12 protein-coding genes are annotated in these 12,943 nt (G+C 74.7%); 5 read left to right on the forward strand and 7 right to left on the reverse strand.

Annotated features, from left to right (window positions below):
* Positions 1-36: 36 nt before the first annotated feature.
* Complete coding sequence (locus JOE38_RS03570; RefSeq protein WP_204574891.1) at positions 37-1,377, reverse strand: DnaJ domain-containing protein; 1,341 nt, start codon at positions 1,375-1,377, stop codon at positions 37-39.
* 250 nt (positions 1,378-1,627) lie between these two features.
* Between JOE38_RS03570 and JOE38_RS03575 the strand changes: the two genes are divergently transcribed.
* From JOE38_RS03575 to JOE38_RS03590, 4 genes are read left to right on the forward strand one after another with little or no spacing between them, the layout of a single operon-like run.
* Positions 1,628-2,269, forward strand: a complete 642-nt coding sequence (locus tag JOE38_RS03575; protein WP_043586755.1) for an ABC transporter permease — start codon at positions 1,628-1,630, stop codon at positions 2,267-2,269.
* Positions 2,262-3,542: an ABC transporter ATP-binding protein gene (locus JOE38_RS03580; RefSeq protein ID WP_204574892.1), complete on the forward strand. Its 1,281-nt coding sequence runs from the start codon at positions 2,262-2,264 to the stop codon at positions 3,540-3,542. Before JOE38_RS03575 ends, JOE38_RS03580 begins: the two co-directional genes overlap by 8 nt.
* On the forward strand, positions 3,539-4,306 hold the full coding sequence (locus JOE38_RS03585; RefSeq protein WP_204574893.1) for an ABC transporter permease: 768 nt from the start codon (positions 3,539-3,541) through the stop codon (positions 4,304-4,306). Before JOE38_RS03580 ends, JOE38_RS03585 begins: the two co-directional genes overlap by 4 nt.
* Before the next feature lie 2 nt (positions 4,307-4,308).
* Positions 4,309-5,316: a glycine betaine ABC transporter substrate-binding protein gene (locus tag JOE38_RS03590; RefSeq protein ID WP_204574894.1), complete on the forward strand. Its 1,008-nt coding sequence runs from the start codon at positions 4,309-4,311 to the stop codon at positions 5,314-5,316.
* Here the strand turns inward: JOE38_RS03590 and JOE38_RS03595 are convergent.
* The 4 genes from JOE38_RS03595 to JOE38_RS03610 form a co-directional block, all read right to left on the reverse strand.
* Positions 5,303-5,797 carry a diadenosine tetraphosphate hydrolase gene (locus JOE38_RS03595; RefSeq protein ID WP_204574895.1) on the reverse strand — a complete coding sequence of 165 codons (495 nt, stop codon included), beginning with the start codon at positions 5,795-5,797 and terminating at the stop codon, positions 5,303-5,305. The genes JOE38_RS03590 and JOE38_RS03595 overlap by 14 nt on opposite strands.
* A 53-nt stretch (positions 5,798-5,850) precedes the next feature.
* On the reverse strand, positions 5,851-7,650 hold the full coding sequence (locus JOE38_RS03600; protein WP_204574896.1) for a DEAD/DEAH box helicase: 1,800 nt from the start codon (positions 7,648-7,650) through the stop codon (positions 5,851-5,853).
* 208 nt (positions 7,651-7,858) lie between these two features.
* Positions 7,859-9,049, reverse strand: coding sequence for an acyl-CoA dehydrogenase family protein (locus JOE38_RS03605; protein ID WP_204574897.1), 1,191 nt, complete (start codon positions 9,047-9,049; stop codon positions 7,859-7,861).
* 52 nt (positions 9,050-9,101) lie between these two features.
* Entirely contained in the window at positions 9,102-9,953 is an 852-nt protein-coding gene (locus JOE38_RS03610; RefSeq protein ID WP_204574898.1) for a VOC family protein, read from the reverse strand.
* Between the two features lie 125 nt (positions 9,954-10,078).
* Between JOE38_RS03610 and JOE38_RS03615 the strand changes: the two genes are divergently transcribed.
* Positions 10,079-10,870: an SGNH/GDSL hydrolase family protein gene (locus JOE38_RS03615; RefSeq protein WP_204574899.1), complete on the forward strand. Its 792-nt coding sequence runs from the start codon at positions 10,079-10,081 to the stop codon at positions 10,868-10,870.
* 15 nt (positions 10,871-10,885) lie between these two features.
* Here JOE38_RS03615 and JOE38_RS03620 read toward each other — a convergent pair whose 3' ends face one another.
* Both JOE38_RS03620 and JOE38_RS03625 read right to left on the reverse strand, forming a co-directional pair.
* A complete protein-coding gene (locus tag JOE38_RS03620; protein ID WP_204574900.1) occupies positions 10,886-12,100 on the reverse strand; it encodes a D-alanyl-D-alanine carboxypeptidase family protein in 1,215 nt (404 codons plus the stop codon).
* Positions 12,097-12,906 (reverse strand): TrmH family RNA methyltransferase, encoded by an 810-nt coding sequence (locus JOE38_RS03625; RefSeq protein WP_204574901.1) that lies wholly within the window; start codon positions 12,904-12,906, stop codon positions 12,097-12,099. The genes JOE38_RS03620 and JOE38_RS03625 overlap by 4 nt, the downstream gene beginning before the upstream one ends.
* Positions 12,907-12,943: the final 37 nt, after the last annotated feature.

Below are 12,943 nucleotides of genomic sequence, written 5' to 3' on the forward strand. Positions count from 1 at the left end.
CCGGACACTTCCCCGGTCGCGGTCGCGGTCGCGGTCTCAGACGAAGCGCGCGTCGAGCACCAGGCGGGTGCGGACCGCGAGCAGGCGCTCCGGATCCATCGCGTGGAGGCCCGGCAGCCCGGCGGCGACGTGGTCGGCCAGGAGCGTGCGGGCGACCGCGTAGGCCGGGAGCGCGTGCGGGTCGTCGGCCGCGTGCAGGACGACGGGCGCGGCGCCGAGGACCCCGGACGGCAGCGAGAGCACGAGGCCGACGACGGGCACCTCCATCTCGCGGGCGAGCGCGCGGGCGCGGGAGTCCAGGCTCCGCAGCGCGGCCTCGCGCGCGGACGGATCCGTGGCGGCGGCGGATCCCGCGGGCACCGACTCGACCGCGACGAGGCCCTGCGGCCCGAGCACGAGATGGTCGATCGCGTCGCCCGAGCGCGGCACGGCGACGCCGTTCCAGAACGCGTACGACGGGCCGAGCTCCATCAGCTCGCGCGCGGTCTCCTCCTGGGCGACGGCCGCCCGCAGAGCCGCCGACGCGGCCTCGGGCACCTCGGCGACGAGGTCGGGTGCGTAGGCGTCGGCCTCGAATCGCCGGCGCAGCCCCTCGAGGCGGGCGAGGCGCGCGCTGTACGCGGCCATGAGGTCCGGATAGGCGCGGAGGGCCCGTTCGTGCGCGATGGCCTCCTCCTGCATCCGCTCCGCCGCCCGGCGACGCGGCTCCTCCGCACGGTGCCAGGCGCGCCCGATCGGACCCGCGGCGGCGAGACCCGCGGCGGCGCCCACGACGAGGCCGATGACGGCGGCCAGGGCCCCGAGCCCCGAGACGAGCAGGACGAGGGCGAGCAGGACGCCGAGCACGGGCGGCGCGATCGCGCGTGCACGCCGGACGTAGGGCTCCGGCCGGTCGGACAGCGCGGTGCCGCCGCGCGGCGGGACCGGGGCCGCGGGCACGGAGGGTTCCGCGGGATCCGCCAGCCACTCGCGCACGAGGGACAGGTAGCGGAGCCGGGCGAACCCGCCCGGGTGGCCGAAGCTGCGGGTGCGCGCGGTCGGACGCTCGCGCGGGGCGCCGGGGCGACCGCGCCGGGACGCCGGGTCCCATGCGTCGCCCGCCGAGGCGGAGCCCGGGGAGGCGGGGTGGGCGCGGCCGACGGGCTCCTCGGGTGCCGGCGCGTCGCGCAGCGTGCGCTCGTAGCGGGCACGGCTCTCGGGATCGCCCACGGCCTCGAACGCGTCGCGCACGGCCTGGAACGCGTCGGCGCTGCCGCCCATGTCCGGGTGGGCGTCCCGCACGCGGCGGCGGTAGGCCCGGCGGATCTCGTCCTGCGACGCGGACGGCTCGACGCCGAGCACGGCGTACGCGTCGGCGTCGCGCGACGGGACGGGCATCGATTGCTCCTCGCGGGAACCGGTCGGGCGGCTCCCAGGATCACGAGCGTAGGCGAGCCCGCCTGGACGACGCCCGAGCGCGGGTCGGCCCAGGCCGGTACAGCACGACAGCGCGCGCGCTCGCCCGCGCGACGCGCGTGATACCACCGGAGGGCGGCCGGGGGCGAACTTCGCGCATCCATGTCGCCTGCGTAGGGTGGGCCACCGCCGATGCCCCTCCCGGTGACCGACACATCCTGAGGAGACCGACATGTGGGACTTCCTGTCCTCCCGCGCCGACCAGATCGCGTTCTCCGCGTGGCAGCACCTCAGCCTCGTGGTGCAGTGCCTCGTCCTCGCGACCGTCATCGCCGTGGGGATCGCGGCGCTCGTGTACCGCAGCCGACCGCTCAGCTCGCTGGCCAACAGCGTCTCGGCGATCGGGCTGACGCTCCCCGCCTTCGCGCTCGTGGGGCTGCTCATCGCGCCGCTCGGGTTCGGCGTCGCGCCGGCCGTCGCGGTCGTCACGTTCTTCGCCGTGCTGCCGATCCTCCGGAACGCGGTGGTCGGCCTCACCGGCATCGACCCCGCGATCGTGGAGTCCGCGCGCGGGATCGGCATGGGCCGCGTCCGCACGCTGCTGCGCGTCGAGCTCCCGCTCGCGTGGCCCGTGATCCTCGGCGGCATCCGCGTGTCGGCGCAGATGGTCATGGGCATCGCGGCGGTCGCCGCCTACGTGCTCGGCCCCGGGCTCGGCGGCTTCATCTTCTCCGGGCTCTCCCGCCTCGGCGGCGCGAACGCGACCGAGTCCGTCCTCACCGGCGTCATCGGCGTCGTCCTGCTCGCCCTCCTGCTCGACCTCGTCCTCGTCGGCATCGGCCGGCTCACCACCCCGAGAGGCATCCGTGTCTGAGACCACCACCACCCCCGAGATCAGCGGCCGCTCGATCCTGCTCGACGGAGTCACCAAGCGGTACCCGGGACAGGCGAAGCCCGCCGTCGACGGCATCACGCTGGAGATCCCGGCCGGCAAGATCGTCATGCTCGTCGGCCCCTCCGGCTGCGGCAAGACCACGACGCTGAAGATGATCAACCGGCTCATCGAGCCCACCGAGGGCCGCGTCGTCCTCGGCGACGAGGACGTGACGGGCATCGACGGCGACGAGCTGCGGCGACGCATCGGCTACGTGATCCAGGCCGGCGGCCTCTTCCCGCACATGACCGTGGCCGCGAACATCGCCGTGGTGCCGAAGATGCTCGGCTGGGACGCCGCCCGCATCCGCGCCCGCGTGGACGAGCTCCTCGAGCTGGTCTCGCTCGACCCCGAGCAGTACCGCGACCGCTACCCGAAGGAGCTCTCCGGCGGCCAGCAGCAGCGCGTCGGCGTCGCCCGGGCGCTCGCCGCCGACCCGCCCGTGCTCCTCATGGACGAGCCGTTCGGCGCCGTGGACCCGATCACGCGGCAGCGCCTGCAGGACGAGCTGATCCGCATCCAGGCCGAGCTGCAGAAGACCATCGTCATCGTCACGCACGACTTCGACGAGGCCGTGAAGCTCGGCGACTGGATCGTCGTCTTCGCCGAGGGCGCCCGCATCGTGCAGTACGACACTCCGGAGCGGATCCTCGCCGAGCCCGCCGACGCGTTCGTCGAGGAGTTCATCGGCTCGGGCGCCGGCCTCAAGCAGCTCACGCTGCGCCGCGTCGACGAGGTGCCGCTCGCGGACGCCGTCGTCGCGCACCCGGGCGACGCCGCGCGCGACGTGCTCGCCCGCATGGACGAGGTCGGCCACGGGCACGCGGTGGTCGTCGACGCCCGCCAGCGCCCGCTCCAGTGGCCGTCCCGCCGCCAGCTCGGCCGGCTCGACGTGATCGGCGCCGTGCCGGAGCCGCGCCTGCCGGTGATCGGCTCCCGCGCGACCCTCAACGACGCGCTCGACACCATGCTCGTCTCCAGCGCGGGCGCCGCGCTCGTCACGGGTCGCGGCGGGGCTTTCCTCGGCGTGATCGACGTCGAGACGGTCATGGACGCCATCACGAGCGTCCGGGCCCAGGCGGCCGGCGGCGTCGAGGGCGCGCCCGTCGGCACGAACACCGGCACGATCGGCACCGTGGGCGCCGACGCCGCGCGAGCCGAGCAGGCGGCGGCCGACGCGTCGCCCGCCGCGCACGACGGGCAGGACGGATGAGCGCCGTGACCGACGCGCGCACCGACGCCGTCGGCGGCGCGCAGGGCTGGCGCGGCCTCATCGCGCAGCCGGTCGCGATCGCGGCGGTGCTGGGGGCGTACCTCGTCTGGCTCGCGGTGGCGCCGCTCACCGCCGCGGAGCGCACCACGCTCGACCCCGCGGCGCTGGGGAAGTCCACGCTCGAGCACCTGGTGCTCACCTTCTCGGCCGCGGCGATCGTGCTCGTCATCGCGGTCCCGCTCGGGGTGCTGCTCACCCGCGGGCGGTTCCGCGGCTACTCCGCACCCGTGCTCGCGGTCGCGAACTTCGGCCAGGCGGCACCCGCGATCGGGCTCGTCGTGCTGCTGAGCATGGTGATGACGGGAAGCGGGTTCACCGCCAGCCTCGTGGCCCTCGTGCTCTACGCGGCGCTCCCCGTGCTGCGGAACACCATGATCGGGATCCGCGGCGTCGACGAGCGCCTCGTCGAGGCCGGCCGTGGCATGGGGATGAGCCGCACGTCCGTGCTCTTCCGCATCGAGCTGCCGCTCGCCGTGCCGGTGATGCTCGCGGGGATCCGGACCGCGCTCGTGCTCCTCGTCGGGACGGCGGCGCTCGCCGCGTTCGTCAACGGCGGCGGGCTCGGCGTGCTCATCACCACCGGCGTCAGCCTCTACCTCTACCCCGTGCTGATCTCGGGTGCCCTGCTCATCTCGCTCCTCGCGCTCGCCATCGACTGGCTCGGCCGCGTCGTCGAGCACGTCGCCCGCCCGAAGGGACTCTGACCGTGACGACCCTCCCCCGCTCCGCGCGCCTGCGTCGCGCGCTCGGCGTGCCCGCGCTCGTGGCCGCGGCCCTCGCGACGCTCACCGGCTGCGGACTGCAGCCCGCGACGGCCTACGTCCCGGACACCGCGCCCGGCTCCATCCAGCCGCTCGACCTGCCGGCCGGCGCGCACCTCACGGTCACGTCGAAGAACTTCACCGAGCAGCTGATCCTCGGCAAGATCGCCGTCATCGCGGCGAAGGCGGCCGGGTTCGACGTCACCGACCAGACGAACGTCCCCGGCAGCGTGCCCGCCCGCGAGCTCATGACGAGCCACGGCGCCGACATGACGTGGGAGTACACGGGCACCGCGTGGCTCAGCTACCTGGGCGAGGCGAAGGGCATCCCGGACCAGCGCGCGCAGTACGAGGCCGTGCGCGACGCCGACGCGGCCAACGGGCTCACCTGGCTGACACCGGCACCGCTCAACAACACGTACGCGCTCGCCATCCGCAGCGAGGAGGCCGACGAGCTCGGCATCACGAAGCTGTCCGAGATCAAGGACCTGCCTGTGGACCAGCGCACGTTCTGCGTGGAGGCGGAGTTCAACTCGCGCTCCGACGGCCTGTCGCCGCTGCTGGAGACCTACGGCATCCCGCGCGGATCCGCGGACGGCGTGCCCGACGGCAACGTGTCGATCTTCGACACGGGCGCGGTCTACACGGCGACGGACCGCGGCACGTGCCAGTTCGGCGAGGTGTTCACGACCGACGGCCGGATCGACAAGCTCGGCCTCACGATCCTCCAGGACGACCTCGGCTTCTTCCCGGCCTACAACGTCGCGCCGGTCCTCGACTCGGCGACCCTCGCCGAGTACCCGGGGCTCCAGGACGTCTTCGACCGGATCTCCCCCGTCATCACGGACGACGCCCTCCGCGAGATGAACCTCCGCGTCGACGACCAGGGCGAGGAGCCCGCGGACGTCGCCTACGACTTCATGGTGGACCACGGGTTCGTCACGGCGCCCTGACCTCGACCGCGTCGTCCCGGGCGAGTTCCCGGAGCTCGTCGCGGATCCGCACGCGCAGCTCGTCGTGCGCGTCGCCGAGCGCGGTCGCGGGGTCGTGCCACCGCTCGGCGGGGTGCAGCCAGACGGGGCGCGCGACGAGCCCCGGCGGCTCCCACGCGTACCGCGGCCAGACGTGCGCGTGGACGAAGGCGTCGGCGTTGCCCAGCACCTCGATGTTCACGCGCCGGGACCCCGGGACGAGGTCGCGGCAGACCCGCTCGACGGCGGTGGCGAGGAGGTCGGCGTCGGCCAGGAAGCGCACCCGCTCGATGCGCGGCATCTCCGCGAGCGCCGTGGCGGCCGGGTCCGTGCCGAGCAGCACGCAGTAGCCCGGGAGGAACTGCACGTCGCCGATGACGGCGTACCCCGCCACCAGCTCGGCGAGGACGGTGGGGTTCTCTCCTCTTCGAGCCGACCCGATCCGGCCCTCGCGCCAGTCCATGCGCGACACCGTAGCCGAGGCGGCCGTCGGCCGAGGTGGACGGCCCGAGCGCGCTAGCTGCGCATCCACTTCCGGAGCTGGTCGATGCGCTGCTGCAGCTGCGTCACGCTGCACTGGCCGACCGCCGGCCCGCCGCACACGCGGCGGAGCTCCGCGTGGACGAGCCCGTGCGGCTCGCCGTGCAGCTTCGCGCGCATCCCGACGAGGCTGTTGAGGAGCTGTCGCTGCTCCTTGAGCGTGCGGTACAGCGGGATGTCGTCGGGATCCTTCGGGGCGCCGCTCTCGGCCTGCTTCCGCTCGCGCTCGCTCGCGTGCTTGGACTGCCGGTGCTGCCGCTGGGCGAGCAGCTCGCGCACCTGCTCGGGCTCGAGGATGCCGGGGAGCCCGATGAACTCCTCCTCCTCGAGGCTGCCGACGTCGGCCATCTGCCCGAACTCGGCGCCGTCGAAGAGCACCTTGTCGAACGTGGCCTCGGATCCCATCGCCTCGAACGAGAACTCGCTGAGGAGGGAGTCGGACCCCTTCTCGCTGCGGTTCGCCTCGCCCATCATGGCGTCCTCGGGGTTGTAGAGGTCGCCCTCCTTCGAGGAGTCGCGGTCGAGCGCGTGGTCGCGCTGGCGCTCGAGCTCGTTGGCGAGCACGAGGAGGTTGGGCACGCTCGGCAGGAAGATCGACGCCGTCTCGCCGCGGCGGCGCGCCCGCACGAAGCGGCCGATGGCCTGCGCGAAGAACAGGGGGGTGGACGCGCTCGTGGCGTACACGCCGACGGCGAGCCGCGGCACGTCGACGCCCTCGGAGACCATGCGCACCGCGACCATCCAGCGCGAGGTGCCGGCGGAGAAGCGGTCGATGTTGGCGCTCGCCTCGACGTCGTCGGAGAGCACGAGCGTGACGGGCTGCCCGCTGATCCGCTGCAGGATCGCCGCGTAGGCCCGGGCGGTCGTGTGGTCGGTCGCGATGACGAGGCCGCCGGCATCGGGGATGGACTGCCGCACCTCGCTGAGGCGCCGGTCGGCGGCGGCGAGCACCTGCGGGATCCACTCGCCGTCGGGCGCGAGCGCGGTGCGCCACGCCTGCGACGTGATGTCCTTCGTGTTGCCCTCGGCGAGCTGGGCCTCCATCTCGTCGCCCATCTTGTTCCGCCAGCGCATGCTGCCGGCGTAGGCGAGGAAGATGACGGGCCGCACGACGCCGTCGGCGAGCGCGCGGCCGTAGCCGTAGTCGTAGTCGGTCTGCGAGAGGCGGACGCCGCGGTGGTCGCGGAGATAGCTCACGAACGGGATGGGCGCCGTGTCGGAGCGGAAGGGCGTCCCCGTGAGCGAGAGGCGGCGGGTGGCGCGCTCGAAGGCCTCGCGGATCGCGTCGCCCCAGCTGAGCGCGTCGCCGCCGTGGTGGACCTCGTCGAGGATCACGAGGGTGCGGCTCGACTCGGTCATGGTCTTGTGCAGGTAGGGGTTCGCGGCGACCTGCGCGTACGTGACGGCGGCGCCGTGGTAGTGCCGGCCGAGCGCGCCGGACGCGTTGCTGTACATGGGGTCGAGGCGGACGCCCGCGCGCGCCGCCGCGTCGGCCCACTGCTTCTTGAGGTGCTCGGTGGGCGCGACGACGGTGACCTTGTCGACGGTCTTGCGGTGCAGCAGCTCGGAGGCGAGGCGGAGCGCGAACGTGGTCTTGCCGGCGCCCGGCGTCGCGTTGGCGAGGAAGTCGCGCGGCTCGTTCTCGAAGTACGCGGTGAGGGCCTCTTCCTGCCAGGCCCGCAGCTTGCTGACGGTGCCCCAGGCGGCGCGCTCCGGGAAGGCCGGCGAGAGGTGCTCGGCCGCGGCGGATCCGACGTGCGGTGGAGGGGTCGGCATGGTGCTCACTCGACCTCACGATACCCGCCTGCGGGATCGCTCCCGTCGATCGCGGAGGCGTCCGTGCGGTGCGCGGCGGGCGGATCCGCGTGGCCCACGGCCTCGGATCGGCGGCGCGGGACGCGGGCGGATCCGGGGCTCCGTGACGGTCCGGGCGCGTCGCGCCGGTGGCCGCCCGACCGGCTCCCCCGGACCGTCCGGGCGGCGCTCAGGACGAGCGCGGCACCGGACCGAGCAGAGTGGTCGCGATGGTCTCCGCGGCCTGCCGGTCGCTCGACGGGTGGAAGCCGCCGGCGAGCACGTCGCGGTACAGGCGGCCGAGCTCGTCGCCCGTGCGGAGGGATCCCCCGCCCGCGACGGCGACCGCCCGCTGCACGACCTCGGCCGCCGTGCGCGTCGACCGGACCTTGGCGCCGACGAGGAGGGACGCCCAGCGGTCGCCGTGGTCGACGCCGCGGTCGACGTCGTCCGCGAGCGCCGTGAGCTGCGGGAGGAGCGCGTCCTGCGCGAGCGCGGCCTCGGCGACGAGGTGGCGGATCCCGGGGTCCGCGGCGAGCGCGGCGCCGCCGGCCGCGCGCGAGGTGCGGCGGAGCGCGGACGCGACGGCGAGGTCGAGCGCGCGCTGCCCGATCCCGGCGTAGACGGCGGCGATGAGCAGCTCGAACGCCTGCAGGACGGCGAGCGCGAACGGGTCGTCGCGACGGCCGTGCTCGCGGCGGCGGACCACGTCGGCGGGCTCCGCGCGCACGTCGCGGAGGATCACCGTGTGGCTCTGCGTCGCCCGCATGCCGAGCGTGTCCCAGTCGGGCACGATCTCGAGGCCGGGCGCGTCGCGCGGCACGAAGGCGTGCACGAGGAGCGGCCGCTCCGGATCCGTGTCGTCGCGCCCGAAGAGCCCGAGCCGGGTCCAGGCGGGCGCCATGCTCGACGTCGACTTGGTCCCCGTGAACCGGTACCCGCCGTCGGCGTCGGGCTCGGCCCGGGTGAGCGCGTCGGCGAGCGCCTGGTCGTTGCCGGGCTCGCTGATCGCGAACGCCAGCAGCTCGTCGCGGCCCGCGTCCTCGAGCACGCCGCGGAGGGAGTCGTCGCCGTGGCCGGCGAGGATCCGGGCGACGGCCGTCCAGACGAGGTGCATCCCCACGCCGAGCGCCGTCGCGGGCGCCGCCTGCGCGAGGAGGTGCTGCGCGCGCACGGCGTCGGCGAGGGAGGCCCCTGACCCCCCGAGGTCGTGCGGCACGAGGAGTCGGAGGTGGCCGGCGTCGCGGAGCTCGTCGAGGTCCTCGGCGAAGAACGCGTTGCGGGCGTCGTACCCGGGGGCGCGGGAGCGGATCCGGTCGAGGAGCGCGTCGTCGAGGTGCGCGAGCGGATCGAGCGGGTCGGCCGGGGCGGCGGGCGTCATGCGCCCATCCTCCCTCGTGCGCACATCGCCCGGCCCGCCTGACGCCGCGGGATCAGGCGGCCGACAGCACCAGCGCGTTGCCCCAGGGATCCTCGAAGGCGAGAGCACGGCCGTCGTCGCGCGTGGCGACTCCCGCGGCCCGGAGGCGCGCGTCGACCGCCTCGACCTCGTCGCGCGTGGGCACCTCGATGCGCACGGTGCCGAGCCCGAGCGTCGCGGGACGGCGGCCGGCGCCGCGGCTGTTCCACGTGTTCATGGCCATGTGGTGGTGGTAGCCGCCCGCGGACACGAAGATCGCGGATCCGTGCCATCCCGCGACGAGCTCGAAGCCGAGCGTGTCGACGTAGAACGCTCCCGCGGTCTCCGTGTCGCCCACCTGGAGGTGCACGTGCCCGATGCCCGCCGCCTCGGAGGCCGCGTCGCCGACCGGCGCGAGCTCGTCGCGGAGGAACGCGTTCGGGTCGAGCCGCAGGCTGTCCATGACGACCCGCCCGTCCTGCCAGGTCCACTCGTCGCGCGGGCGGTCGGTGTAGAGCTCCACGCCGTTGCCCTCGGGGTCGGTGAAGTAGAACGCGCGGCTCACGAGGTGGTCGGCGCTGCCGGTGAAGGTGCCGGGCGCGCGCCGCGCGAGCGAGGCCACGGAGCGAGCGAGCGCGGCGGGCTCGTCGAAGAGCACGGCCGTGTGGAAGAGGCCGGCGTTCCCGGGGCTCGGGAGGTCGAGTCCGCGTGCGGGCTCGAGGACCACCGCGGGCACTCCCCCGCGCCCGAGCGTCGCGGACTCCGTCCCCTCGTCCAGCTGCTCGAGGCCGACGGCGTCGCGGTAGTAGGCGGTCATCCGGTCGAGGTCGCCGACCAGCAGGGTCACGGGACCCATGGTCGTGTCGGCGGAGAGCAGGTCGGGCATGGGTCCTCGTTCCTCGGTGGTGCATCCAGTTGCTTGAATGCTCAACCAATGGATCCGCGCCGGCATTCCCGAGGGCCGCGCGAGGGCGTTCCTATGATGGGAGCGACCCACCCGGAAGGACCCGCATGACCCAGCCCCACCCCTGGCGCCGCTACGTCGCCCTCGGCGACTCCTTCACGGAGGGCATCGGCGATCCCGAGCCGGGGAGCCCCGGCGGGCACCGCGGCTGGGCCGACCGGGTGGCGGAGGTGCTGGCCGACCAGGTCGACGGCTTCTCCTACGCCAACCTCGCGATCCGCGGCCGTCTCCTCGGGCAGATCGCGGACGAGCAGGTCGAGCCCGCGCTCGCGCTGCACCCCGACCTCGTCTCGCTCTCGGCGGGCGGCAACGACATCCTCCGGCCCGGCGCCGATCCCGACCGCCTGGCGGAGCGCCTCGACGCCATGGTCGCCCGGCTCTCCTCCGAGGGCGCGACCGTGGTGCTCTTCACGGGCACGGACGTCAAGTTCTCCCCCGTGTTCGGGCGCCTCCGCGGCAAGGTCGCGATCTACAACGAGGACATCCGCGCGGTCGCCGCCCGGCACGACTGCATCGTGGCCGACCAGTGGTCGCTCACCGAGATCCAGGATCCGCGCATGTGGGACGTCGACCGGCTGCACCTCGCGCCGCTCGGGCACCACACCGTCGCACGCATGGTGCTGCAGGCGCTCGCCGTGGAGAACGACCTCGAGCCCCTCAAGCCCGAGCCGCTGCCGCCGCGCACCTGGAGCCAGGCGCGCGCGGGCGACATCGACTGGGCGCGCTCGTACTTCGTGCCGTGGGTGCTGCGACGCCTCCGCCACCAGTCCTCGGGCGACGGGCGGACGGCCAAGCGGCCGGACGCGTCGCCGTGGACGCGGGTCGACGCCGGGAGCTGACGGGCCGGCGGGGCCTCAGCCGAGCAGCTCGCCCGGGTTGCCGAGCCGCCACCAGCCGTCGGGCCCCGGGATCGCGCGGTCGAGCGCCAGCGGCACCCGCACGGTCTGCTGCCCGGCCGTGACCGTGGCCGCGCCGACCTCGGTGCCGGCGGCGGCCTCCCCGGATCCGGACGCCTCGACGGCCGTGGTGACGGGCGTGTCGCCCCAGACGAGCAGCGACTCGTCCTCGGTGGCGACGGCCTGCGCGGTCGCGCCCCACGCGGTCGTGTAGTCGGCGAACGGCTCCCCCGCCGTCGCCACCTGCACGACGTGCAGGTTCGCCGCGACCGTCGGCAGCAGCGCGGTCACCTGGCGGGCCAGCTCGGCGTGGTCCTGCGCCCCGAGCGTCACGCCGACGAGCGTCACGTCGCGGTCGCCCACCTTCGTGTCCACCGCCCAGAGCAGGCACTTGCCGGCCTGCTCCAGCGTGCCCGTCTTGATGCCGCGGAATCCGGGCACGCCCGCGAGCATGTTGCGGTTCTCCACGTTCCCCACGCCCGCCACGTCGGCGCTGCGCTGGTCGACGATGCCCGAGAGGACCGGGTCGGCGAGCACCATCTCGCCGATGCGGACGAGGTCGGACGTCGTGCTCACGGTCTCGGGCGAGAGCCCCATCGCGTCGGCGACGTGCGTGCCGGTCAGCCCCTGCTCCGCGAGCCAGGCGTTCGCGGCCGCGACGAAGGCGTCGTTCGAGCCGTACGCCCACACCCCGAGCGCCGCGGCGTAGTTGTTGGCGCTGGCGAGCAGCGCGCCCTCCAGGAGGTCGCGCTGCGAGAGGCTCGTGCCCGGCACCGCGGGCTCGACGATGCCGTCCTGCTTGAGGATCTCGCCGCGGAGCGCCTCGTCCTCGGCCGTGAAGGTGACCTGCGGCCCGTCCTCCCCGGGCGCGAGCGGCTTCGCCTTCAGCACGACGAGGGCCGTCACGGTCTTGGTGATGCTCGCCATCGGCCGGGGCGTCGGATCCTGGTCGTTCGTCGCGAGGACGCCGTCGAACCCGACTGCGCCGACGGCGGACACGCCCGCGGCCGGCCACGTCTCGGGCGTCGGGACGTTGACGACGGGCGACGGGGCGTCGACCTGCGCGACCGCGGCCGGCGGATCCGCCGTGAGGGTGACGGGGACGTACACGCCCGCCGAGACCAGGAGCGCCGCGGCGACGCCGGCCAGCGTGAGGCGGCGGGTGCGGCTCACGCGGGGACCCGCAGCGCGTAGAGGGCGACGGCGCTCGCCGCGGCCACGTTGAGCGAGTCGACGCCGTGCAGCATGGGGATCACGACCGTCGAGTCCGCGTGGCGGAGCGCGTGCCGGCTCAGGCCGTCGCCCTCGGTGCCGAGCACGAGCGCGATCCGCTCGGGCGGGTCCGCGGCGAAGGCGTCGAGCGTCACCGCGTCGTCCTCCAGCGCGAGCGCCGCGAGGTGGAAGCCGGCCTCGTGCAGGAGCGGCGCGGCCTCCGGCCACTCGGGGAGGCGCGTCCACGGCACCTGCAGCACTGTGCCCATGCTGACGCGCACGCTCCTCCGGTAGAGCGGGTCGGCGCAGCGCGGGGTGATGAGCACGGCGTCGGCGCCGATGCCCGCGACGGCGCGGAAGATCGCCCCGACGTTCGTGTGGTCGACGATGTCCTCCAGCACGACGACCCGGCGCGCGTCCCGCAGGACGTCGGCGACCGCGGGCAGCGGCGGGCGGTGCATGGCGGCGAGCGCCCCGCGATGCAGGTTGTAGCCCGTGAGCCGCTCGAGCACGGCGGCCGCGCCCACGAACACGGGCACGTCGGGGAAGCCATCGAGGAGCGGCGCGACGTCGTCGAGCCACTGCTCCTGCACGAGGACCGAGCGCGGCACGTGCCCCGCGGCGAGCGCGCGGCCCATGACCTTGGTCGACTCGGCGATGTAGAGGCCGCCCGCGGGCTCGCTCACGCGACGGAGGGCCACGTCCGTGAGACGCGAGTAGTCCTCGAGGCCCGGCGAGGAGAGGTCCTCGATGCGGTGGATGTGCACGCCGGTCCTCTCTCGGTCCGCCTGCGAGGGGTGCGGA

Origin of the sequence: Clavibacter michiganensis (genome assembly GCF_016907085.1) — a bacterium.
Lineage (GTDB): Bacteria > Actinomycetota > Actinomycetes > Actinomycetales > Microbacteriaceae > Clavibacter > Clavibacter michiganensis_O.